This window comes from Kribbella sp. NPDC054772, assembly GCF_053611945.1.
Genome location: NZ_JBSHBJ010000001.1, coordinates 476,674 through 496,783, shown reverse-complemented (window position 1 = coordinate 496,783; position 20,110 = coordinate 476,674). Strand labels below are relative to the sequence as shown.

The 20,110-nt window shown below is 68.1% G+C and carries 22 protein-coding genes and 1 tRNA gene; 13 read left to right on the top strand and 10 right to left on the bottom strand.

Annotated elements, in window-relative coordinates; all coding sequences use genetic code 11:
* Nucleotides 1–57: 57 nt before the first annotated feature.
* The 3 genes from ACWGID_RS02490 (at nucleotide 58) to ACWGID_RS02480 (ending at nucleotide 2,235) form a co-directional block, all read left to right on the top strand.
* A complete protein-coding gene (locus tag ACWGID_RS02490) occupies nucleotides 58–597 on the top strand; it encodes an AAA family ATPase (protein WP_452193676.1) in 540 nt (179 codons plus the stop codon).
* 79 nt (nucleotides 598–676) lie between these two features.
* Nucleotides 677–1,360 (top strand): RraA family protein, encoded by a 684-nt coding sequence (locus ACWGID_RS02485; protein WP_452193674.1) that lies wholly within the window; start codon nucleotides 677–679, stop codon nucleotides 1,358–1,360.
* A complete protein-coding gene (locus ACWGID_RS02480; RefSeq protein WP_452193672.1) occupies nucleotides 1,357–2,235 on the top strand; it encodes an aldo/keto reductase in 879 nt (292 codons plus the stop codon). The genes ACWGID_RS02485 and ACWGID_RS02480 overlap by 4 nt, the downstream gene beginning before the upstream one ends.
* A 32-nt stretch (nucleotides 2,236–2,267) precedes the next feature.
* On the opposite strand, the gene ACWGID_RS02475 is transcribed toward ACWGID_RS02480, so the two are convergent.
* Nucleotides 2,268–3,152: an LLM class flavin-dependent oxidoreductase gene (locus tag ACWGID_RS02475; RefSeq protein WP_452193670.1), complete on the bottom strand. Its 885-nt coding sequence runs from the start codon at nucleotides 3,150–3,152 to the stop codon at nucleotides 2,268–2,270.
* Nucleotides 3,153–3,244: 92 nt separating this feature from the next.
* Here ACWGID_RS02475 and ACWGID_RS02470 point away from each other — a divergent pair, with 92 nt between their 5' ends.
* The gene (locus tag ACWGID_RS02470; RefSeq protein ID WP_452193669.1) at nucleotides 3,245–3,670 is read left to right on the top strand and encodes a MarR family winged helix-turn-helix transcriptional regulator; all 426 of its coding nucleotides are present in this window, start codon (nucleotides 3,245–3,247) and stop codon (nucleotides 3,668–3,670) included.
* A 48-nt stretch (nucleotides 3,671–3,718) separates the two neighbouring features.
* Here the strand turns inward: ACWGID_RS02470 and ACWGID_RS02465 are convergent, their stop codons facing one another.
* From ACWGID_RS02465 to ACWGID_RS02455, 3 genes are all read right to left on the bottom strand, one after another.
* On the bottom strand, nucleotides 3,719–5,320 hold the full coding sequence (locus ACWGID_RS02465; RefSeq protein ID WP_452193668.1) for a purple acid phosphatase family protein: 1,602 nt from the start codon (nucleotides 5,318–5,320) through the stop codon (nucleotides 3,719–3,721).
* A 64-nt stretch (nucleotides 5,321–5,384) separates the two neighbouring features.
* The gene (locus tag ACWGID_RS02460) at nucleotides 5,385–5,903 is read right to left on the bottom strand and encodes a YciI family protein (protein ID WP_452193666.1); all 519 of its coding nucleotides are present in this window, start codon (nucleotides 5,901–5,903) and stop codon (nucleotides 5,385–5,387) included.
* Nucleotides 5,900–6,991 carry a hypothetical protein gene (locus ACWGID_RS02455; RefSeq protein ID WP_452193665.1) on the bottom strand — a complete coding sequence of 364 codons (1,092 nt, stop codon included), beginning with the start codon at nucleotides 6,989–6,991 and terminating at the stop codon, nucleotides 5,900–5,902. The genes ACWGID_RS02460 and ACWGID_RS02455 overlap by 4 nt, the downstream gene beginning before the upstream one ends.
* Nucleotides 6,992–7,085: 94 nt before the next feature.
* Here ACWGID_RS02455 and ACWGID_RS02450 point away from each other — a divergent pair, with 94 nt between their 5' ends.
* A complete protein-coding gene (locus tag ACWGID_RS02450; protein WP_452193663.1) occupies nucleotides 7,086–7,856 on the top strand; it encodes an endonuclease/exonuclease/phosphatase family protein in 771 nt (256 codons plus the stop codon).
* On the opposite strand, the gene ACWGID_RS02445 is transcribed toward ACWGID_RS02450, so the two are convergent.
* The gene (locus tag ACWGID_RS02445) at nucleotides 7,853–8,614 is read right to left on the bottom strand and encodes a hypothetical protein (RefSeq protein ID WP_452193661.1); all 762 of its coding nucleotides are present in this window, start codon (nucleotides 8,612–8,614) and stop codon (nucleotides 7,853–7,855) included. The genes ACWGID_RS02450 and ACWGID_RS02445 overlap by 4 nt on opposite strands.
* Entirely contained in the window at nucleotides 8,611–9,099 is a 489-nt protein-coding gene (locus ACWGID_RS02440) for a DUF4913 domain-containing protein (RefSeq protein WP_452193660.1), read from the bottom strand. Before ACWGID_RS02440 ends, ACWGID_RS02445 begins: the two co-directional genes overlap by 4 nt.
* Before the next feature lie 216 nt (nucleotides 9,100–9,315).
* Here ACWGID_RS02440 and ACWGID_RS02435 point away from each other — a divergent pair, with 216 nt between their 5' ends.
* The 3 genes from ACWGID_RS02435 (at nucleotide 9,316) to ACWGID_RS02425 (ending at nucleotide 13,948) form a co-directional block, all read left to right on the top strand.
* Nucleotides 9,316–12,231, top strand: coding sequence for a hypothetical protein (locus ACWGID_RS02435; RefSeq protein ID WP_452193658.1), 2,916 nt, complete (start codon nucleotides 9,316–9,318; stop codon nucleotides 12,229–12,231).
* Between the two features lie 247 nt (nucleotides 12,232–12,478).
* Complete coding sequence (locus ACWGID_RS02430; protein WP_452193657.1) at nucleotides 12,479–13,291, top strand: VOC family protein; 813 nt, start codon at nucleotides 12,479–12,481, stop codon at nucleotides 13,289–13,291.
* Between the two features lie 117 nt (nucleotides 13,292–13,408).
* Nucleotides 13,409–13,948 (top strand): GNAT family N-acetyltransferase, encoded by a 540-nt coding sequence (locus ACWGID_RS02425; protein ID WP_452193656.1) that lies wholly within the window; start codon nucleotides 13,409–13,411, stop codon nucleotides 13,946–13,948.
* Between the two features lie 78 nt (nucleotides 13,949–14,026).
* Here the strand turns inward: ACWGID_RS02425 and ACWGID_RS02420 are convergent.
* Nucleotides 14,027–14,109, bottom strand: a tRNA-Tyr gene (locus ACWGID_RS02420).
* An 82-nt stretch (nucleotides 14,110–14,191) separates the two neighbouring features.
* Between ACWGID_RS02420 and ACWGID_RS02415 the strand changes: the two genes are divergently transcribed.
* The 3 genes from ACWGID_RS02415 to ACWGID_RS02405 are packed head-to-tail and all read left to right on the top strand — an operon-like array spanning nucleotide 14,192 to nucleotide 16,291.
* Entirely contained in the window at nucleotides 14,192–14,683 is a 492-nt protein-coding gene (locus tag ACWGID_RS02415; RefSeq protein WP_452193654.1) for a YajQ family cyclic di-GMP-binding protein, read from the top strand.
* 42 nt (nucleotides 14,684–14,725) lie between these two features.
* Nucleotides 14,726–15,715: a phosphotransferase enzyme family protein gene (locus ACWGID_RS02410; protein ID WP_452193653.1), complete on the top strand. Its 990-nt coding sequence runs from the start codon at nucleotides 14,726–14,728 to the stop codon at nucleotides 15,713–15,715.
* Nucleotides 15,716–16,291: a hypothetical protein gene (locus ACWGID_RS02405; RefSeq protein ID WP_452193651.1), complete on the top strand. Its 576-nt coding sequence runs from the start codon at nucleotides 15,716–15,718 to the stop codon at nucleotides 16,289–16,291.
* Here ACWGID_RS02405 and ACWGID_RS02400 read toward each other — a convergent pair.
* Nucleotides 16,288–17,022 carry a hypothetical protein gene (locus tag ACWGID_RS02400; protein WP_452193649.1) on the bottom strand — a complete coding sequence of 245 codons (735 nt, stop codon included), beginning with the start codon at nucleotides 17,020–17,022 and terminating at the stop codon, nucleotides 16,288–16,290. The two genes, ACWGID_RS02405 and ACWGID_RS02400, sit on opposite strands and share 4 nt — an antisense overlap.
* Before the next feature lie 10 nt (nucleotides 17,023–17,032).
* On the bottom strand, nucleotides 17,033–17,812 hold the full coding sequence (locus ACWGID_RS02395) for a helix-turn-helix domain-containing protein (RefSeq protein WP_452193648.1): 780 nt from the start codon (nucleotides 17,810–17,812) through the stop codon (nucleotides 17,033–17,035).
* A 102-nt stretch (nucleotides 17,813–17,914) separates the two neighbouring features.
* Here ACWGID_RS02395 and ACWGID_RS02390 point away from each other — a divergent pair, with 102 nt between their 5' ends.
* A complete protein-coding gene (locus tag ACWGID_RS02390; RefSeq protein ID WP_452193646.1) occupies nucleotides 17,915–18,781 on the top strand; it encodes a phytanoyl-CoA dioxygenase family protein in 867 nt (288 codons plus the stop codon).
* Nucleotides 18,778–19,074: a hypothetical protein gene (locus ACWGID_RS02385; protein WP_452193644.1), complete on the top strand. Its 297-nt coding sequence runs from the start codon at nucleotides 18,778–18,780 to the stop codon at nucleotides 19,072–19,074. Before ACWGID_RS02390 ends, ACWGID_RS02385 begins: the two co-directional genes overlap by 4 nt.
* Here ACWGID_RS02385 and ACWGID_RS02380 read toward each other — a convergent pair.
* Nucleotides 19,071–20,087 carry a lactonase family protein gene (locus ACWGID_RS02380; RefSeq protein WP_452193643.1) on the bottom strand — a complete coding sequence of 339 codons (1,017 nt, stop codon included), beginning with the start codon at nucleotides 20,085–20,087 and terminating at the stop codon, nucleotides 19,071–19,073. The two genes, ACWGID_RS02385 and ACWGID_RS02380, sit on opposite strands and share 4 nt — an antisense overlap.
* Between the last annotated feature and the right edge of the window lie 23 nt (nucleotides 20,088–20,110).

The window sequence follows — 20,110 nt, the reverse complement described above, 5'->3', positions numbered from 1 at the left end:
CAGTTCATGACACGCGTTTTACACCGAGCGCCGACCGTCACCGCTAAGGTACGGCGAGTGCAGTCGAAACCGATGCTTGTCGTGGTCAGTGGTCCGCCGGGGACCGGAAAAACGACGCTGGCGCACCGGATCGCCACCGCGATCGGCTGCCCGGCCATCTGCCGGGACGAGATCAAGGAAGGCATGGTGCACGCCACTCCGGGGTTCGTTCCGGGGCCCGGCGACCCGCTCCAGATGCGGACGCTGTCGACGTTCTTCGACGTCATCGGCCTGCTGATCGGCCGCGGTACGACGGTGGTCGCGGAGGCGGCGTTCCAGGACCGGCTCTGGACACCGGGACTGAGCCCGCTGCTCGGTCGCGCGGACATCCGGATCGTGCACTGCACGGTTCCGGCCGAGGTCGCCCTCGAGCGGATCACTGACCGGTCAGCCAATGATCCGCGGCGGGCCGCCCATGAGGACGCGCAGATCAGCCCGGAGGCCCGGCTGCGGACCCACAACTCCTTCCAGCCGGTCGATCTGCCGGTGCCGTCGATGACCCTGGACACCACCGCCGAGCCGGCGCTCGACGAGGTCGTCGCGTTCCTGTCGCACTGACCGGGATCCGCTGCGTCCGGGAGTTGGACAAGCGTGGTGGACTGTTTCCTGTCGGGATCCGGGTGTTGAGGGGGCTGGGATGTTGGAGCGGTTCGCGGAGCTGACCACCGCGCACGTCGCGGATGCGTGTCTTCGGGCCGGAGTACCGGTTCGGACGGTGTCGGTGTCGGCTGTTGCCGGGTCCAAGGTGGCGGGCCGGGTGCTGCCGGCTCAGCATGTCGGCAGTGTCGACGTTTTCCTGGAGGCGTTCGAGTCCGCTGCCGAGGGCGACGTACTCGTCGTGGACAACGGTGGCCGGCGGGACGAGGCGTGTGTCGGTGACCTGGTGGCGCTGGAGGCCGCGGCCGCCGGAATCGCCGGGATCGTGATCTGGGGCTTGCACCGGGACACGGTCGACATCACCGCGATCGGGCTGCCGGTGTTCAGTCTCGGAGCGCTGCCGACCGGACCGTTGCGGCTCGATCCGCAGCCGGCCGACGCGTTGTCCGCGGCAACGATCGGCGTGTGGACGGTGACCCGCGCGGACACCGTTTTCGCCGACGAGGACGGGGCGGTCTTCGTGCCGTCCGAACGGGTGGACGAGGTGCTCGGGCTGGCCGAGTCGATCCGGGACACCGAACGCCGACAGGCGGAGGACATCCGGAACGGACGTTCCTTGCGCGATCAGGTGAGTTTCCGGACATTCCTAGAGAACCGTGCCGCGGATCCGTCGTTGACGTTCCGGCAACACCTGCGGGCGGTCCGGGGAGCGATCGAAGAGTGAACGCGGCCGCGGCAGGGACCTGGAAACTCGGCGATGTCACCGTCAACCGCCTGGGCTTCGGCGCCATGCGGATCACCGCGAACCCGGACCGAGCGGTCGCGATCGCGGTACTGCGGCGCGCGGTCGAGCTCGGCGTGAATCACATCGACACGGCGGCGTTCTACGCGTCACCGGGCGGGACTTTGCGAGTCGGCGAGGGCGCGAAACGGTACGCGAACGAATTGATTCGGGAGGCGTTGGCGCCGTACCCCGAGGGTTTGACGATCACCACGAAGGTCGGGCCGGGAGAGGACGCGGCGCGCGGGTTCTACAACGCCACTACGGCCGCGGAACTGCGTGAGCAGGTGGAGACGAACCTGCGGCAACTCGGCGTCGACTGCCTGGACGTCGCGAACCTGCGGATCATGAACAAGCCCGGCGAGTCGATCGGCGAACGCTTCGGCTGGCTCACCGAGCTCCGCGACGAGGGCCTGATCCGGCAGCTCGGGATCTCGAACGTCCGCCTCGACCACCTCGAGGAAGCGCTCGCGATCGCGCCGGTGGTGTGCGTGCAGAACAGCTACGCCGTCGACCTGCGGCGGGACGAGGACGAGCTGATCCGGTACTGCGCCGCGCGAGACATCGCGTACGTCCCGTTCTTCGCGATCGCCGGCTCGGCCCGCGAGTCCGGACCGAGCACCGACCATTCGTCGGCCGTCGAGACGATCGCTGCCGCGCACGGCGTCACACCGCAGCAGGTCCGGCTGGCCTGGACGCTGCACCAGGCGCCCAACGTCCTGGCGATTCCGGGCACCGGCAACATCGCCCACCTCGAGGAGAACGTCGCGGCCGGCGCTCTGCAGCTCTCGGCGACGGAACTCGCCACGCTGGATTGATCGGCGCTGCGGTGAGACCGGCGCTGGATTGATCAGCTGATCGCGGTGCGGACCGCGGGAACGATTTCCTGGGACCAGCGGGTGAGCTGTACGTCGTACGGCTCGGAACGCCCCGGAAACAAGGTGAAGCCGGCGGCGTTGTGGTTGAGCACGGCGTCGGTGAGTTCCTCGATCCACTGCGCCGGGGAGCCGCCGATCCAGCGGCCGTCCTCGTCGCGGGTACTGCGCAGTGGCGCGGCGGTGATCGTTCCGGGCAGGTTGTAGATGGTCGCCACGTCCGACGGTTTCCGGCCGACGGCGAGCGCGGCCTCGTCGATCAGCGGGCGGGACCAGCGGTAGCGGTCACTCAGCCAGTCGGCGGCGCGGCCCGGGATCCAGCCGTCTGCCTGACGACCGGTCGCGGCAAGCGATTTCGGACCGTTCGATCCGGTCCAGATCAGTGGCGCAGGCACGGGCGCCGGGCGGAGCTCACCGATCGGGTAGTGCTTGGTCGGCGCCGGCTGGCCGCCCTCGGACATCCCGTGCACGAGTTGCATGGCTTCCTCGAAGGCCTCGACCGCGGCGGCCGGGCGCAGTTCGGGCACGCCCATCGTGGTGATCCGGTCCCAGGCGCCACCGGCACCGAGTCCGAGGATGAAGCGTCCGCCGGAAAGCGCCGACAGTGAGGTCGCCGTCCGGGCGAGCATCGGGGCCGGGCGGAGCGGGAGGTTGGTGACGTTGACGAACGCGGACAGGCGCTCGGTGCGGCCGAGCAGGAAAGCGATGGCGGCGTACCCGTCGAGCAGATTCGGGACGTACGGGTGATCCGAGAGGGTCAGATGGTCGAGACCGTCGCGATCCGCCTGCTGCGCGAACCGCACGATGTCCGCGACGTCCCGCACGCTGTCGGGTGATCCGTAGCCGAACCGCACGTTCATGACCGCTCCTTCAGATAGTTCGATGTCCTAACTAGTAGTAGCACAGAAACTTAGAACCACAAACTATTAGGCCAGCGGACTATCATGGACGAATGGTGACGACGACGGCCCGGGACCAGGACCTGGCGAGTGCGCTGGTGCAGACGATGCACCGGTTGCAGGACGTGCACGCCGAAAGCAGCCGACCGCTCGGCCTCACCCCGCAGCAGGCCCATCTCCTGTGCGTGCTGCTCACCGGCCCGCTCGGCATGACCGAACTCAGTCGCATCCTGAGCATCGAGCGGTCCAGCCTGACCAGCATGGTCGACCGGCTGGAGCGCCGGACGCTGGTCGCGCGGATCCCGAATCCCAGTGACCGACGGGCCTGTCACATCGAGCTCACCACCGCGGGCAAGGACCTCGCCCACGAGGCCCACGACGCGGTCGTCGCGCGCATCGAGACCTTGACCGCGGACCTTCCGCCGGCAACCCGCCGTACCCTCACCACCGCTTTGCAGTCCATCGCCGCCCGGTCCTGATGCACCCTGCGACGCGTCGGCGGGCGGCCGACGCGTCACCTCAGCGCGCTAGTCGCGGCGCGGGCGCTGGAGGGTGAAGGTCTCGAACTCGCGCAGGTCGCCGCCGGGGCCGAGGACGTCGTAGTACTTGACCTCGATCGTGGTCTGGCCGCCCGGGTGGCCGGGGTCGACGGTGAAGGCCGCGAACCCGTACGGGTGAGCGGCGTTGCGCGCGGCTGACCAGGGCGCGGGCTCCGTCACGTACACCGGCGGGCGCTTACCCGTCTTCGGGTCCGGGGCGCCGACCGACGTGATCACGCGGCAGGCCGGCGGGTTGAAGAGCACGCCGTTCGAGCCGACCGACGTACCGCCGCCGCCGATGACCATGTGGACGGTGCCCTTGGAGGTGTCCACGACGTCGGTGCGGGTGGTGGTGGGGATCGGGGTCAGCGTCGGGTTCGGCTGCTGGCCGCGGATCGGGTGCGAGCGCTCGTAGTGGTGCTCGTGACCGCAGACGACCAGGTCGACGCCGTACTTGTCGAACAGCGGAACCCATTCCTGCCGGATTCCGAGGTCGGCGCCGTTCGCCTGGTCCGCGCTGCTCACCACGACCTGGTGCATGCAGACCACGATCCAGTCGATGTCCCGGTCCGCCCGCGTCGCCTTGAGTTCCTTCTCCAGCCAGGCCTTCTGCGCACCGGCGGAATATCCACGGACATAGCTGTTTCCGCCGTCCTGGTAGCAGACGTCGTCGTTCGCGAGGCTGATGACGCGCACCGAGCCGACCGTGAACGAGTACCAGAGACCACGCGTCACGTCCGTCTGACCGCTCTGCCGCGGCAAGGCGAAGTACGTCTGGTACGCCTCGTACCCGATCGGACCGTTTCCGAGTTCGTTCTCGTGGTTTCCGGCCGACGGCATCCACGGGCGGTTCCGTGCACTGCGGGAATTGTTTTCCCAGAAGTCGTTCCAGGTCCGGACGCGGTCCTCGGACAGGTTGGCGTAGCAGAGGTCCCCGTTGAACAGGTGAAACAGCGGACGGACCCGCTCCACCCCGGCGGTGACGTCACCCGCGGCCGGCGAACCGAGATTGTCGTTCACGTACGGCGGGTTCGGGATCGTCACGCCCGCCGGCGGAACGTAGCGTTTTCCGAGCGTCGGCGTCCCTTGGTCACCGAAGCTCGTGAAGGTGAACTTCGACCGCCCCTTCGGCGCGGTGCGGAACGTTCCGAATTCCGCCTCGGCCCCGTCGTGGACGGCGGCGTACACGTACTCGTCGGCCGGGCGCAGCCGGGTGATCCGGGCGTGCTGGACGTACACGATCTGCCCGGACTTGGCGTCGGTGTAGTTCGTGCTGACCGCGGTCACGGTGCGCTCGAAGTCACCGTCCGGACCACCGAGCAGAACGCGCGGGCGACGGACCGGCTGGCGGGTGTGCCAGGAAACCGTTACCTCGGTCGCGGCGTCGACGCCGAACTGCAGGTGCAGCCCGCCGACCCGCGGCGTGGTCACCGGGTCGGCCGCAGGCGCCGTTTGCGGAACCGAACCGGCCGTGGCGGCCTGAGCGGGGGCCGCGGTCGTCAGCAGTGAACCACCGGTGACGACCGTGGCAGACGCGAGAAATCCACGCCGTGAGAAGTGCGACTCGAACAGCTCTTCGTCATCGATCACAGGTCCACGCTGGGCGCCGGAGGTGAATCCGAGCCGTCACCCAGGCGAGAACGTCGCCAACTCGCTACCGCCTGCCGCCGAACTCCCACGGGTGTACTTCGGCCTCGTCCGCCTCGATCAACCGCGCGACGGCCGCCGCGTCCGGGGCTTCCACCAAGGCGGCCCTGCCCACGTGGCGATCGCCGTCGAGCAGGTCGCCGTACAGGATCAGGTGGTCCGAGGTGAGTGGCTTCGGGGCGTCCTTGGTGAGGACGAGGAAACGGCCGTAGCCCTCGACCGCGGTCGCGAACTCCCACATCGTGCGGCCGGTGTGGTCGGCGAAGCGGTAGACGTCGACCGTGTCGAACGCGCCGCCGAGGTAGTACGGCTCGTCGTACACGAAGGTCTTCAGCGCCTCGCTGTCCGGGAGGTCGACGACGTGCAGGCTGCCCGTCGACTCCTCCCGGTCCTCAGTGAGGGTCGGGCCGCGGGCGATCAGCTCCGCGGCGTACCCGTCCATGAAGGCCCAGTGCTCCTCGGTCAACCGGGCCTTCACCTCGCCGGAACCGGAGCGGTCCCGGCCGTAGACGAAGTACCGCGTCACGCGCCGGCGGCCAGGTGCAGTCGGAGGATCGTGTCGTAGTCGACGACCTCGACGCCGTCCGTGGGCGGGACCGGCTCCTGGCTCGCGACGATCACGAGCTGCCGCGGGTCGGCCACGTCGACGTCGTACTTCGACTTCACCTGGGAACGGTGCTCCGGGTTCGCGAGGTACTCCGCGGCGCGCGCGAGCTCGGCCGCGCTGTCCTGGACCGGCGTACGGAAAACGCGGCGGCGCTTCTTTCCGTTGACCGTGTCGACGACCGGGAGCTCGAGCCGGCCGACGATGTGGCTGCCGTCCGGGCGCTCGAGGATGAAGTCAGGGTGTACGTCGTCGAGCGCCGGCTGCCGGACCAGCTTCGTGGCGCCGAGCGCGGACAACAGGATGCTCTCGTGCTGATCGAGGAAATCGTCGACAGTCGAGTCCTGCAGACCGTGCGCGAGGTACGTGCTCTCGAACGCGTCGGCCTTCAGCGTGTCCGCGTCGACCGGCAGGCTGATCGTGCCGGCCGGGTCGAGGTGCGGTTGGGAGCTGGTGTAGCTGCGCAGGAAATCGAGGTACTTGTCGGCCGGCTCCGAGCGGTGGATGGCCAGCGCGAAGAACACCCAGTGCGCCCGCAGCGAGCCGCCGGCGGTGTGCACGAGCAGCGCCCGGTCGAAGGTCGTGTAGTTTCCGGGCGCGAACCGCAGCAGCTCGTCCGCCGGGCCGACCACCTCGTTTCCGAGCATGTTCGCGGCGGTCGGGAACTGCTCGTCCAGCGCGTTCCGTCCGGCCTGGGTCGCGATCGTCGCGTCCTTGAACCAGTTCTCGCCCTCGAGATTCGCGACCACGGTGCCGCCGTCGCCCAGCCCGAAGTACTCCTCGACCCTCCCCAGCTTCTGCCGGCGTACTTCGAGGCTCCGGTACTCGCGGCTCAGCCCGACGAGCTCGAGGATGTTCCAGTCCGGTGTCTCGGTCAGCACCATCATCCGCGGGAACAGCATCGGCCCCGGCAGCTCGGTCCGGTGGCTCACCGGCAGATGCCCGGCCACACCCTTCAGGTGCTCGCCCCAGAACTGCCCGTTGACCTTCACGAACTCGGTGGGTTTCATCCTCCGGCCTTTCCTCAACACTCCGACGTAGCATCGCAACCCGCGACGGTCCCGCCCTTATTCCCCCGGGGTCAACCGTACGATGACCCGCACCATGACCACGCGACTCACCCTCGCCACCCTCAACACCCGCGGCCTCCCACTGCCCGGAACGCGGATCGCCGAGCGCCACACCGCGATCGCCACCGAGCTCGCCGACTCGACCATCGACGTGGCGTGCCTCCAGGAAGTCCTCACCTATCGCCAACTCGCGCGCCTGAGGAAAACGTTCCCGTACGCCGCCTACCGCCCGTCACTCATCGGCCCGGCAGGCGGCCTGGTCACGCTGTCCCGACTGCCGTTCACACGCGTCACCTACGCCCGCCTCCCGCAACCTTCTCGCCACGCGGGCATCCCCTGGCGTGCGCGTCTCAATGCGCTGCAGAGCGGCGTACTGGCAACCGAGTTGGCCGGCGGACTCCGCATCCTCAACGTCCACCCCGTCGCCAACACGGACGGCGACTGGTCGGCGGAAAACCGTTTCTTCGAGGTGCAGCGTGCGCAACTCGGGATGCTCGCGCGGTCGGCGACTCCGCCCGCGGTGGCCTGCGGCGATTTCAATATCTCCCGGGAGAGCCCGCTCTACGCCGAGTTCGGCCTGCGCGACGCCTTCGACGGCGACTGCCCGCCCACCTTCCACGCGGACTACCTCCCGCCGGGTAGCACGCCCCAGTGCATCGACTTCATCTTCGTCACGCCGACCATCAAGGTCGAACACACCGCCCTCGTCTTCACCGACAAGCACCGCCTACCCAGCGGTCCCGGACACGTCTCGGACCACATCGGCCTACTGGCCCAACTCCAGTCACCCGATCAGATCGGCTAGCGCCCCAGCCCGCGGCCATCCTGGGCACCGGTCCGATTCATCTGCCCCATCACTCGCTGCGCCGCGGGCGAAAGTCGCTGGCTCAACCTTCCTGCGGTCTTCGGAGGCAGAACGTCCAGAGCACCTTCCCAGCCGGCCTTCGCCGCGATGAACGCCGGCGACTGCCGCTTGCGCGCCAGCATGAACCTGCCGAAGACCTCGCAGTCTCGCTCGGTCTGCCAACTGAGCGCCCTGCCACTCCCGATCGCCTCGGCCAGCCGGATCATCTTCGGCACATCCTTCTGCCGAACGACGCCACCGATTGTCCCGAACGTATGGAGCAAGGTCCGCGGATCGATGGTTTCAATCGGCCGACCGAGCAGGTTCGCCGTGCGTGACCGGAAGAGTCTGCTCGGGACTGGGAACATCATCTGACGGTGCGTCAGGTAGGACTTTTCTCGGTCCGGGCGAAAGTCGACATAAACGTCCGCCGCGACAGTATCGACCTTGAACGGCGGTACGCCGTTCCTCGCCGTTGCAGCGTACGACTTGACGTCGGTGAGCCGATGACGCGGCACCAGCAGGTCCACATCCGGAATGCGCTGCGTCGGGTTGGCCGCGCCGCCGCGGTCGAAGTCCAGGGAGCGGCCCTCGTCGATGTGCGCGGCGACGGCGAGGCCACCGATGATGCGGTATTCAATACCTTCTGAACCCAGCCAGGTGCCCAACCGTGTCAGTGCGTCGAGAAACTCCTGCCGACGGAGTTCGACCGGGGTCACCTGTCGTCCTCGTTCAGAACCTCCCACCAGTGCTGTGGCGCATGGCCGAAGTCATCTGGTGGCGGGCTGACCGGCAATGTCGTCGGTGGGACGTGCTGCCCATCAGCACACTGGGCGAAGGGACCTTCAGCACCGAACAGCACAGCAAGGTTGGGATCGAGGTGATCATGAATCCAGCCGGCTATGCCGTACACCGGATCCAGCGAGGCGGTCTCCCACGTACGCCACAGCGCGCTCAGCCGGAGTACCGCCTCGGGGTGATCCCACCACATGGCACACCATCGCGCCTGCTCCGGACCCCGACCGAATGTGAGCACGAAGAACTCGTGCACCCAGGCCTCCAGGTCAGGGAAACTCGGCCGAACCCCAGTCGTGGCCGGACGTGCCGAAGTCTGACGCAGTCCGTCCATCGCGTGCTGAATCGCCGCGAGGTCGGACAGCGTCAGGTCCGACCGCCCTGATGGCCTGTCACCGTTGCCCGCCATCTACATCACATCCGTTCATCTGATCGTCGCCACGTGACAGCTCACACCACAAAACCGCCCTCGCTCGGGTTATCCACAGGGCTCCTTCGGCGCCTCCGGTCCCACTGTTCACACCAGTGGCCAGTTAAGTTAGGGTTGCCTAACTCAACGAGGGGACTGGTAGTGACAGCCGAGTGGTTGTGGCACCGGTCGGCGCGTTTCATTCCCGGATGGGTGATGGTGAGTGCCGAGTCGGGACGCTTGCTGGACGACCCCGAGCAACTGGCTGTCGATCTCGGCGACGTGCGGCACGACGGCAATGGCGTGTACACGATCACGACCGGCAGGGCTGAGACGTTTCGGTTGATCAAGCGGGTCGGTCCGCTCGCGCCGGGTGTGACCCTCGAGTACTCCGTGGACGACGAGAACGGCGTACCGACCGTCGACCTGAAACTCTCGGAACGTCTTCCGGAAAACGATGTCGCGCCAGCCCTCGCCCGCGGCCTGGCCGAAGCCGCAGCGGTCCTGCGCAGCAAGAGCGCAGACGACGAGCGGGTGTTCGGGCCCGGCGGTACGCCTGACGTCGACGCCGTACAGCGGCCGGTTGATGCCGGGTATCGGGCTGAGCTTCGGCAGCGAGGAGCCCTGGCGGCGGAACGAACGCGGCCCGGGGCCGCGGAGCGTCAGAAGATCCGGGGGCTTGCGCTCACCATGGGGGTGGCCGACGGGCAGCCGAATGCTGAGTTGCTGCGGGCGTTGCTGACCGCGGAAGAGCGGGAGATTCTCGACCGAGCCGCGGATCCGGCGCGGCGGCCGCTCGAAGATCGGGTGGATCAGCAGGGGTACTTCGCGAAGGCAGTCGGGGGCTCGGGGGTGTCCGGCGTGGTGATCGGCACCGCGGCGGCGGCGTTCACTGGCAACCCGCTCGTGGGTCTCGGGATCGCGATTCCGACGATCGTGAACGCGAGCGTCGGTTCGTTCGCCGAGCGGCGTCTGGACCGGCAGAAAATGACCGGACGGAAACCGGCGTACGCGGCGGAACGGAAACAACGCGAGTACGAGCATCCCGGACTGCTCGGTCTGATCGACGGTGCGGAAACTTTCCGGCCGCCGGAGCAGAAGATGCCGCGGGCAACGGCGTGGCGGAACTACCTCCGCCGGCACACGATGCCGACGCTCGCCACGGCCGCGGTCGCGGGCGCGCTCACGCCCTTCGGTGTACCGGCGCTGTCGACCGCCATGGTCATCGCGTCGTCCGCCCTCGCCAAGTCCCTCGCGGAACGCCTCGTCGACACGAAGAAACTCGATTTCCGCCTCCGCCGCATCGACGCCACGGAACGCCTCCGCCTCTCCGACCCGACCCTCTACGCCAACCAACTGACCACCGAAATCGCCGACCTCCAAACCCGCTTGACCCGCGCCCTCACGGCCCTTGCCACACCAGACACTCCAACCCACGCCGCTCCCCAGAACGTCCCGACATCCGCAGCACCCCACGCACCGCCAGCCCAGCAACCGGGTGAGCCGGCAAGCCCGACAGTCGGTGACGCGACAGGCGCGGCGGTCGCTGGCGCGGAAGGCGGGACGGTCGGTGACGCGGCAGGCGCGGCAGGCACGGCAGTCTGTGGGACGTCAGGAGTTGTGCAGGTTCCGGGGTCTCCGCCGTTTACGGTCAGTCTGGCTGCTCAGTTGATCGAGAACGTGTCAGGTACTGCGCGACGGGCGTTGCTCGGAGGGCGTCGTACGAGCGGCGCGGAGCCGACTGCGCTTGCGCGGCACGTCAGCCCCGAACTGCAGAGCATGCTGGCGGCCGCCGGCCCGGGGCTGCTCGGCGCGCTGACCGGTGCGATGGGCGACAAGTACTTCCTCAACCGCGACGAACCTGCGCGCGACGCCTCGAAGCAGTGGTCACGCACCCACCAGGAGGCCGCTCAGGCAGCAGCCCTCGCTGGAACAGTGGAGCCGCGACTGCGCGCGTTCCGCGAGCTCGCCGACCAATTGGAGCAGCTGGCCGGTCTGCCGTCGGACCTGTCGACCAAGGCTGCAGCGCACGGCCTCCCAACAGTCACCACCCCACCGACCGGTCCCCGTCCGCCGGCGCGTGCACCGCTGTCGGCGTACGCCGTCCAGGCGGCCGCGGGTTCGCTCGGTGGGGTGACCGGTGCGGTCGGTCTCGACCTCGTCTTCGACCTGCCGGGCCTCGCGGTGGTCCTGACCGGCGCCGGCGCGGTGGGTTCGATGACCGCGACGCCAGCCGCCCGCTATCGGTTCCGCCGCCGCGAGCTAGGTGTCCACGAAGGCCTGGAATCCAACAAGGCAGTCCGCGCCGTCAACCAGACCGAACTCCTCGAACACCGGGCAATCACCCGCTACCTCATGACCCAACTGACCATGCAGGCCGAAACAGTCGCCACGCAGCCCAGAACCATCGACTCCCCAACCACAGACCACATCCGAGCCGCCGTACGCCGAGCCGAACTCGACAACGTCCCATCAGGCGAGCCGGAATCCCCCGCCGACCGAGCCGCCCGATCGCAACGAGTCCAAGCCCTCGAACAAATCGACAACCGCGCGTCCGACCTCGACTACCCCGACGCACCGCCAGACGCCCGCGACCAGCTGCGAATCGCCATCGAACGCTACGAATCCATTGCCAACAGCAACGGCCGCCGGCACCTCTTCCCGGATCCCACCACAGTCGACCCGGCCGACGGCGGGCGCGTCACCGGCGGCCTCACCGACCAGGCCCGAGCCGCCGCAACCCAAGCGGTACGCCGCCTCGCCGCAGAACCACCCGGCAAACCCCTCCTGGCCGAACGCCTCATCACCCTGGAACGCCTCGCCCACACCGCGGACGCCGTGGACAATCACGCACTCCACGGAACAGTCGACTCCCGCGCCTACGTGCAGACCGAGTTCGACCAGACCCTCGAGAAGGCACACCAGCTCTGGCGCGAATCCGACGTACCGGAAGGTCTCGTCCTCCCGGCCCTGACCATCGCCGCATCACAAGAGCAGTCCCACGATGCCGACCTCGAAAGACTGCGCCGCCTGATCGACACCCCAATCACCGCCGTCCGGACGCCCGAGACATCACCACACACAGAAAGCGGCAGCCCTCGCCGAGTAGGGAACGCTCCCCGAGAGCGATAACCCCGCCGAGTTGAGCGAGCGCGGCTGGGGGCGGGTTCCAGGCCTTGATCGGCTGGCCGGCCAGGGTCAGACTGCCGAGATGCCTCAAGATCCCGTTGACGTCGCATGCCGGTGGGTTGACGCGTTGGAGCAGGCCGACGTTCCGGCAGCTAACGCGGTCAGCGACTTCGGCGGATGGGATCCGGGTCCGTGGATCGACGCGACGTGGCGCCCAAGGGTGGAGGAGTTTGCGGGTTCGGATCGGACGGTGAGCAGTGCGCGGCAGGTCAACGAACGTCTGGTCCGCGTTGTCCTCGACGGCGACCGTGGGCAGGCATTTGTCAGCGTGGTGCTCGACGAGGCCACCAAGGTGGTCGGTACGTCGGTCGACCCCGACGAACAGGACGGACGGTTCTGGGTCGTCGTCGGCTGTCCCGAGGAGCGGGAGGACGAGCTTCGCGGGTTCTACGCGATGCTCACCGACGGACGGGTCGGGCCTGGTGAGGGCGCGATGCGGCCGCCGCGCTGGCGCGACCCCGCGCGGCCGACGCAGATCCATCTCGACGTACAGGTCGCGGACCTGGATGCCGCCGGGCGGGCGGTACTGGAGTACGGGGCGACGAAGCTGGAGGAGTTCCCCGGCTGGCGCGTGTACGCCGACCCGGTGGGCCACCCCTTCTGCCTCTACCCCGGCCGCACCGAACCCACGGACCGACTCGGCACGCTCATCCGCGTGGTGATCGACTGCGCGGAGCCGGTATCCCTGGCGCGCTTCTGGAGCGGCGTACTGGACATGCCCCGTACCGTTGAGAAGTCACCCGACCGCATCGTGATCGCCCGCGACGACGACCGGCTCCCGATGCTCGCGCTGCAGCGCGTCCCGACGTACCAACCACCGCGGTGGCCCGACCCCGCCTATCCGCCGCAGATGCATTTCGACATCGGCGTCGACAACCGCGCCGAGAATGAACGCCTCGCCCTCGAGCTCGGCGGGACCTTGCTACCACCGCAGGGCGGCAGTTGCCCCGTGTACACCGACCCAGCCGGCCATCCGTTCTGCCTCTGCTACAAGGGCGAATAGACCAGGAACAACACCTGCTCTCGCTCGGGCGGGCTCCAGACCCGGGCGCGCCGGCCGGCTCAGTCGTCGCGAGGAAAATGGATTGCCTGGGGTACGGCGCTCGCGTTGGCTGGCCGCATGGCTGAACTGCGTACCGATCGCCTCGTGCTCCGTCGATGGCAAGAGTCCGACCTTGAACCGTGGGCGGCGATGAATGCTGATCCCGAGGTCCGGGAGCACCTGGGCGACCTGCTGACCCGCGAACAGAGCGATGCCTCCGTGGCGCAGTTCCAGGCCGACTTCGACCAGCGAGGCTTCGGATGGTGGGCGGTTGAGGTGCAAGCCACCGGCGAGTTCATCGGCTTCGCGGGCTTGGACCCGGTGGATGACGGCATGCCGTTCACGGGCGTGGAGATCGGTTGGCGGCTCGCACGCTCGGCCTGGGGCCACGGTTACGCCACCGAGGCCGCCTTGGCCGGCCTGGCCTTCGGCTTCGAGACGCTTGAACTCCCCGAGATCCTGGCAGTGACGACTGCCACCAACGTCCGTTCCCAAGCAGTAATGCGCCGGATCGGCATGACCCGAAACCCAGCCGACGACTTCGACGACCCCACCGAACCCGAAGGCCCGCTGCGCCCCAACGTCCTGTACCGAATCGAGCGCGGCACGAGAGCCTGATCGCGCCGTCGACCACCAGATACGAAAATGGCCCGTGAGCTGCGTTTTCGCAGGTCACGGGCCACTTTCTCGCACTCGTGGCGGGTGCAGGGTTCGAACCTGCGTAGGCATAAGCCGACAGATTTACAGTCTGCTCCCTTTGGCCGCTCGGGCAACCCGCCAGGGTGGCTGCCGGTTCGTGAACCGGCGTGGGAGACGATACAACAGGTAGTGGCCCTGACAGCAAATCGGAAAGGAAGTGCCATGGCTTCGGAGTCCTCCTTCGACATCGTGAACAAGGTGGATCACCAGGAGGTGGACAACGCCGTGAACCAGGCGGCGAAGGAGATCAGCCAGCGGTTCGACTTCAAGAACGTCGACGCCGGGATCAAGTGGTCCGGTGAGGCGATCGACATGCAGGCGAACACCGAGGAGCGGGTGAACGCCGTGCTGGACGTGTTCAAGGACAAGCTGGTGAAGCGGCAGATCTCGCTCAAGGGGCTGGAGGCCGACGAGCCGAAGCTGTCCGGGAAGATCTACAAGATCAACGCCACGATCGACGCCGGGATCACGCAGGAGAACGCGAAGAAGATCTCGAAGCTGATCCGTGACGAGGGCCCGAAGGGCGTCAAGGCGCAGATCCAGGGCGACGAGCTGCGGGTGTCCAGCAAGAGCCGTGACGACCTGCAGGCGGTCCAAGCGCTGGTCAAGGGCCAGGACTACGACTTCGCGGTCCAGTTCGTGAACTACCGCTGACCCACAGCACCACAGGCACCCACAGCGCCCACAGCAGGCCCGGTGATCGGCTCGGTAATCGGCTCGCCACCGGGCCGGTTGCCGGGCATGCTGGCGGGCGTGGGTGACACGTTGCTGCGGAAGTGGTTGCTGGCGGACTTCGGGCTCGAGGTGGTGGAGCTCACACCGGTCGCGGACGGGGCGGACGTCGCCGCGCAGGTCTGGAAGATGAGTACGGCGACCAACTCGTACGCCGTGAAGTGGAGCGGCGCCGGGACGAACACGGGTCATCAGGTCGCGGCGTTCCTCGCGGACAGCGGTCTGCCCGGCGTACCGGAGATGATCCGGACCACCGAGGGCGGCCTGTGGACGTTCCACGGGAACAAGAAGCGGCTGACGGTCACGCCGTGGATCGACGGTGTGCGAGCGGCCGACACCGGGCTGACGGACGAGCAGTGGGCGGAGTACGGCGTACTGCTGAGGCGGGTGCATGACTCGGAGCCGCCGATGCGGTTGCGGGACGCGTTGCCCAAGCACAGCCACATCGACGCGCGGACGCCTGCGCTGGCGGAGGAGGTCCGCAGGCGGCTCGAGACTCCCGAGGGGGAGGTCGAGGAGGAGTTGGCCGCGGTGTGGAAGCAGTACGACGGGGTCATCGCGGATCTGCTCACCAATCGTCCGCCGGCACCGAGTGGACCGCGGGTCGTGTGTCATGGGGATCCGCATATCGGCAACGTCCTGGTCGACGACGCGCTGCACCTCATCGACTGGGACGACGTGATCTACGCGCCGCGCGAGCAGGACCTGATGTTCATGCTCGGCGGCATGGGCGACGTGGGCCCGACGACCGCCGCCCAACGCGCCGCGTTCCTGACCGGATACGGCCCGCACGTGCTCGACGAGGACGCCGTTCACTACTACCGCCACGTCCGAGCCTTCGAAGACGTCATCGGCTGGTCCCACCAAGCCATCACCGGCCCCGACGAGCCCTACTGCCTCGAAGTAACCAAAGGCATCCTCACCACCGGTCTGGCCGCCCTGGCGGTCCGCTAGATGCTCACGGTCGAACAGATCCAGCAGCACTTCATCGAAGGGCTGAGCAACGCGATCCGTCGACCGGGAATGCACGGCGGTGAGCTCGGTCTGGACTACATGCTCGACCGGGTCGTGTACGTGACGGAGACCGGCGACCGTCGTACGTGGCGCGGGGCGCTGGAGGCCGCCGGTGCGTGGTCATCCATCGGCGTCACTGGAATGGTGCAGACGGTGCTGCCGGGAGACCGCACCGGCGCCGTTGCCTCGGTGTACGCCGACTACGCGCACCAGCACGGCTGGCTGTCGCTTGACCGGACGCTCAGCGAGGCCGAGTACGGCGACCTTCGCGGGCAACTGACGGAGTACTGCGCGAGCGATCGCTCGTGGACCGACGTCCTCGCTCAGCTCGGTGAGCCGAGTGTGCAGATCGGAGGTGTCGTCAAGGAGGCGATCGGCTACGGCCGGCCCGGAGAGGCGATCGTCTGGTTCCACGTCGCGAGCGATCAGGCTGTGTTGGCGGCCCGGTGTGGAGTGCCCCTCGTCGAGTCGATGCGGTTCACGCCTGAAGGTGCGCGCCGGAAGCCTGCGGACTAGGCGTGGCGGAGCCAGATGTTGGGTTCTTTGTAGGTGCCTGAGTTGGACTCGCGGTTGATTTCTAGGGTGGTTAGGCCGGCGGGGATGGTGTAGGTGCCGGTGGAGGGGAAGGGCATTTTGGTCCACTGTTCCCAGTCGGTGACGGTGCCGGTCATGGTTTGGGAGGCGGGGGCCGGGGCGAGGAGGGTGGCGCCGAGGCGGACGTGGGTGCGGAGCCAGGGGTCGAGTGGGAGGCCGTCGTCGCGGGTCCAGGTCATGAAGGTTTCGATGGGCGTCAGCGGGTAGCTCGACTTCAGCGTCGGGCGGACGGGGGCGATGACGTGCGCCAGACCGCCGGCGATGGCGCGGTCGCGGACGGCGGTGATGACGCGGCCGGCGTGGCCCTGCCCCTGCTCGTCGGAGCGGACGGCGGCCGCCATCAGTACGAAGGTGTTCGGTACGACGCCCGCCTCGTACGACGTCACCGCCCGCGCCAGCGAGTCGGTGAACCCACCGGGCAGGTCCGCCACCGTCCCGTCCCACGGGAGCGGCACGCCCCAGCACCCGGCGATCAGCCGCTCGTCCGACGACACCAGGTAGAACTCCCACTCGGGGAAGTACTCCAGCCGCCGGTCCCGCCAGCGCCCCACCTCGACGTCGTGGAAGATGAACTCCGGCCACTCCTCGCTGAAGCGCTGCTCAGCCTCTTCGTCGTACTGCGGACCGTCGGCGACCGGGATCAGTTCGTACACGTCCCGCACGCTAACCTCCCGTCCCGCTCCCGGCCATGGCATTACGCACCGAGCGCGGCGACGCCCCCAACTCCCGCCGGCACGTCTTGTTGAACGCCTGCAGATCGGGGACGCCCACAGAGGCCGCGATCGCCGGGATCGACAGCGTCGACGACACGAGCAGGTGCCGGGCGCGTGCCATCCGGCGGGTCCGGACGTAGGCGATCACGGTCTGCCCGGTCTCGGCCTGGAACAGGCGGGTCAGGTGGTTGTGCGAAACGCCGGCCAGCCGAGCCAGGTCGGGTACGGCGAGCGGCTGCGCGAGGTTGGCCTCGATGTGCGCGATCGCGGTGGACACGGCCGGGTGACCGGCCTCCGTGGTGGCCGGGGTCAGTTCGGCGATCCGCCAGAGCGCGGTCCAGACCTCCGCGGTGGTGCGGGCCGAACCGGACGGGGAGGACTCGATCGCGGAGCGCAGCAGTCGCGACAGCAGCGGCGCGGCATCGCCTGCGTCCTGGACCACCGGAACGTACGACGGCTCGCCGATCTCGACCGGCCGGAAATGCGCGTACAGATGTTCCGAACGGCCGCGGTAGTCGAACTGCACCTGCGTTCCGGCCGGCGTCAGTGAGACGTACCCGGGCGCGACGGAATACGTCGTACCGAACAGGGTCAGCTCGGCGGAGTAGTTGTACAGGTGCAGCTGCCAGAGGTCCGGGAGGCGGAAGAGGTCGCGCAGTTTCCGGACTCCGTGGATGCCCGCGCCGGCGTTCACGACCTCCGGCGGGGTCTGCAGGTGCAGTTCGATCATGGTGAAAAATTACCACTAGTAGTGATCACAGCCCACGCGCTCACACGTTCTTCCCACCTAGCCTGGAGGAGTAGTGACCACTACCGCGAACAGGGAGTCTCCATGCCCCATCCGCATCGCAAGCATCTGCTCACCTCCGTCCAGGTGGCGCATTTCGTCGCGACCGGCGCACTCCGGATGGACGCCGTCGTACCGGACGAGATGAACCAGCAGGCGATCGAGGTCCTGAAGAACGGCATTCCGGGGGTTCCGTACGGCACCCCGTTGTCGGAGGCGTTCATGGACAGCGACTTCGTCCAGCGGCTGGTGCAACTGCCCGAGGTGGCAGGCGCGATCCACAGTCTGGTCGGTCCCGAGCCGACCGTGGACCACCACGCGGTCCACATCCGCAAGGCGCACGAGGGCGAGGCGCAGAACCTGCACGGTGACGCGATCATCGACGTCCGCACCGACGCCTTCGACGTACAGCTCATGTACTACCCGCAGGACGTGACGCTCGAGATGGGCGGCACGCTCAGCGTTCCCGGCAGCCACCTGCGCCGGACCAACGAGTCCGACACCGGTCGCTACCAGAACCTGCTCGGCCAGACCCGGCTGGTCTGCCCGGCCGGCACCGTGCAGTTCCTGCACCACGGCATCTGGCACGGCGGCCGCAAGAACGACAGCGACCTCGACCGCTACATGTTCAAGATCCGGTTCAACCCGACCGTCCGTCAGGTCCGGCTCTGGAACACCGACGACCTGTACGACGACGCGGTCGCGGCCGAGCTCGAGCAGAACTTTCCCTGGTACGAGAACGCCACCGGCCGGCTCGAGCGGTACAACCGCATCCTGATGTGGCGCGCCCTGAGCGGCGACGACACCTACGACCCGAACTACTGGGTCACCCGCGTCTCGAACCGCCCGCAGCGGGTGGTCGCCGACCGCGCCAACAACCCGCACGCCGGCGGCAAGAAGGAGATGGCATGACCTCCACCGCGGAAACCCCAGTCCAGACCGGTCTTCGCCAGAAGGTGCTGGTGCTCTACCTGGCCTCCTCGGCGCTGGACGCGCGGACGGTCGGCTGGTCGGAGTACGACGGGACGGGCGCGACGCACCCCACCACGGGTGACAGCGACGAACCGCCGTACGCGACCGGGCTCGATGCGCTCAAGGACGGCTGGCGGTTGTTCCAGGCGTCGCAGCTGAACCCGCCGTACCCGGGGCACGAGTACGACGTCTCGTTCCTCAAGCACGAGTTCTTCTTCGAGAAGCTCGTCTAGATCGGCAGTACGCAGACCGGCTTCGGCCAGCTGACCGGCTCCCCGTGAGCGGCCAGCTGGCCGTTGTCGTCGATGGCGAAGGTCACGATCTGGTCCGAGCGCTCGTTCGCGGCGTACAACGTTTTCCCGTCGTTTCCGAAAGCCAGGTGCCGTGGCCAGTCGCCGCCCGACGAGATGGTCTGCACCAGCTCGACGCTCTGTCCGTCGGCGGCGATCGCGAAGACCGCGATCGTGTTGTCGCCGCGGTTCGAGCCGTACAGGAACCGGCCGTCGGCGGAGATCAGCAGCTCGGCCGGGAAGTTCTCGCCCGGCGAGTCGGCCGGCCGGGTCGAGGCGGTCTGCACGATCTGCAGCTTCCCGTCGGCGTAATTGCAGACGGTCAGCGTCGAGTCGAGCTCGTTGATCACGTACGCCGCGCCCGCGCTCGGGTGGAACACCAGGTGCCGCGGGCCCGCGCCCGGGTGGATGTGCAGCCGGTCGACCTCTTCGAGCTGACCGTCCGCGGTCAGCGTCGAGGAGTAGACCGTGTCGGACCCGAGGTCGACGTCGAACACGTAGGCACCGGCCGGGTCGAACGCGATCTGGTGCGCGTGCGGACCCTCCTGGCGTTCCTGGTTCGGCCCGGAGCCCTCCCGCTGCAGGTACTGCGTCGCGTCGCCGAGAGCACCGTTGTCGTTGATCGGGTGGATCGCGACCGACCCCGACGAGTAGTTCGCCGACAGCAGGTACCGGCCCGAGGGGTCGATGTCGAGGTGGCACGGGTGCATGCCGTTCGTGGGCTGCTGGTTGAGCAGCTCGAGCCCGTTGTCCGGCTGGACCGCGAACGCCGCGACCTGACCGCCCTCCTCCTCGTTCGTGGCGTAGAGGAACCGCCCGTCCGCGGACCTGACCAGGAACGACGGGTCGACGGTCGTCACCACCGGCTCAATCGCGTCCAGGGGCCCGAACGCGATCCCGTCCCCACCACCGGGCTGACTGGTGTAGCTCCCGACATAGATCCGCTCAGAGGTCATGGCCATACATTGCCAGCTCAGCG

Coding starts and splice junctions, on each gene's coding strand:
- ACWGID_RS02485 (WP_452193674.1), top strand. CDS start 677: ATGTTGGAGCGGTTCGCGGAGCTGACCACCGCGCACGTCGCGGATGCG.
- ACWGID_RS02475 (WP_452193670.1), bottom strand. CDS start 3,152: ATGAACGTGCGGTTCGGCTACGGATCACCCGACAGCGTGCGGGACGTC.
- ACWGID_RS02470 (WP_452193669.1), top strand. CDS start 3,245: ATGGTGACGACGACGGCCCGGGACCAGGACCTGGCGAGTGCGCTGGTG.
- ACWGID_RS02455 (WP_452193665.1), bottom strand. CDS start 6,991: ATGAAACCCACCGAGTTCGTGAAGGTCAACGGGCAGTTCTGGGGCGAG.
- ACWGID_RS02450 (WP_452193663.1), top strand. CDS start 7,086: ATGACCACGCGACTCACCCTCGCCACCCTCAACACCCGCGGCCTCCCA.
- ACWGID_RS02440 (WP_452193660.1), bottom strand. CDS start 9,099: ATGGCGGGCAACGGTGACAGGCCATCAGGGCGGTCGGACCTGACGCTG.
- ACWGID_RS02435 (WP_452193658.1), top strand. CDS start 9,316: ATGGTGAGTGCCGAGTCGGGACGCTTGCTGGACGACCCCGAGCAACTG.
- ACWGID_RS02425 (WP_452193656.1), top strand. CDS start 13,409: ATGGCTGAACTGCGTACCGATCGCCTCGTGCTCCGTCGATGGCAAGAG.
- ACWGID_RS02415 (WP_452193654.1), top strand. CDS start 14,192: ATGGCTTCGGAGTCCTCCTTCGACATCGTGAACAAGGTGGATCACCAG.
- ACWGID_RS02405 (WP_452193651.1), top strand. CDS start 15,716: ATGCTCACGGTCGAACAGATCCAGCAGCACTTCATCGAAGGGCTGAGC.
- ACWGID_RS02395 (WP_452193648.1), bottom strand. CDS start 17,812: ATGATCGAACTGCACCTGCAGACCCCGCCGGAGGTCGTGAACGCCGGC.
- ACWGID_RS02390 (WP_452193646.1), top strand. CDS start 17,915: ATGCCCCATCCGCATCGCAAGCATCTGCTCACCTCCGTCCAGGTGGCG.
- ACWGID_RS02385 (WP_452193644.1), top strand. CDS start 18,778: ATGACCTCCACCGCGGAAACCCCAGTCCAGACCGGTCTTCGCCAGAAG.
- ACWGID_RS02380 (WP_452193643.1), bottom strand. CDS start 20,087: ATGACCTCTGAGCGGATCTATGTCGGGAGCTACACCAGTCAGCCCGGT.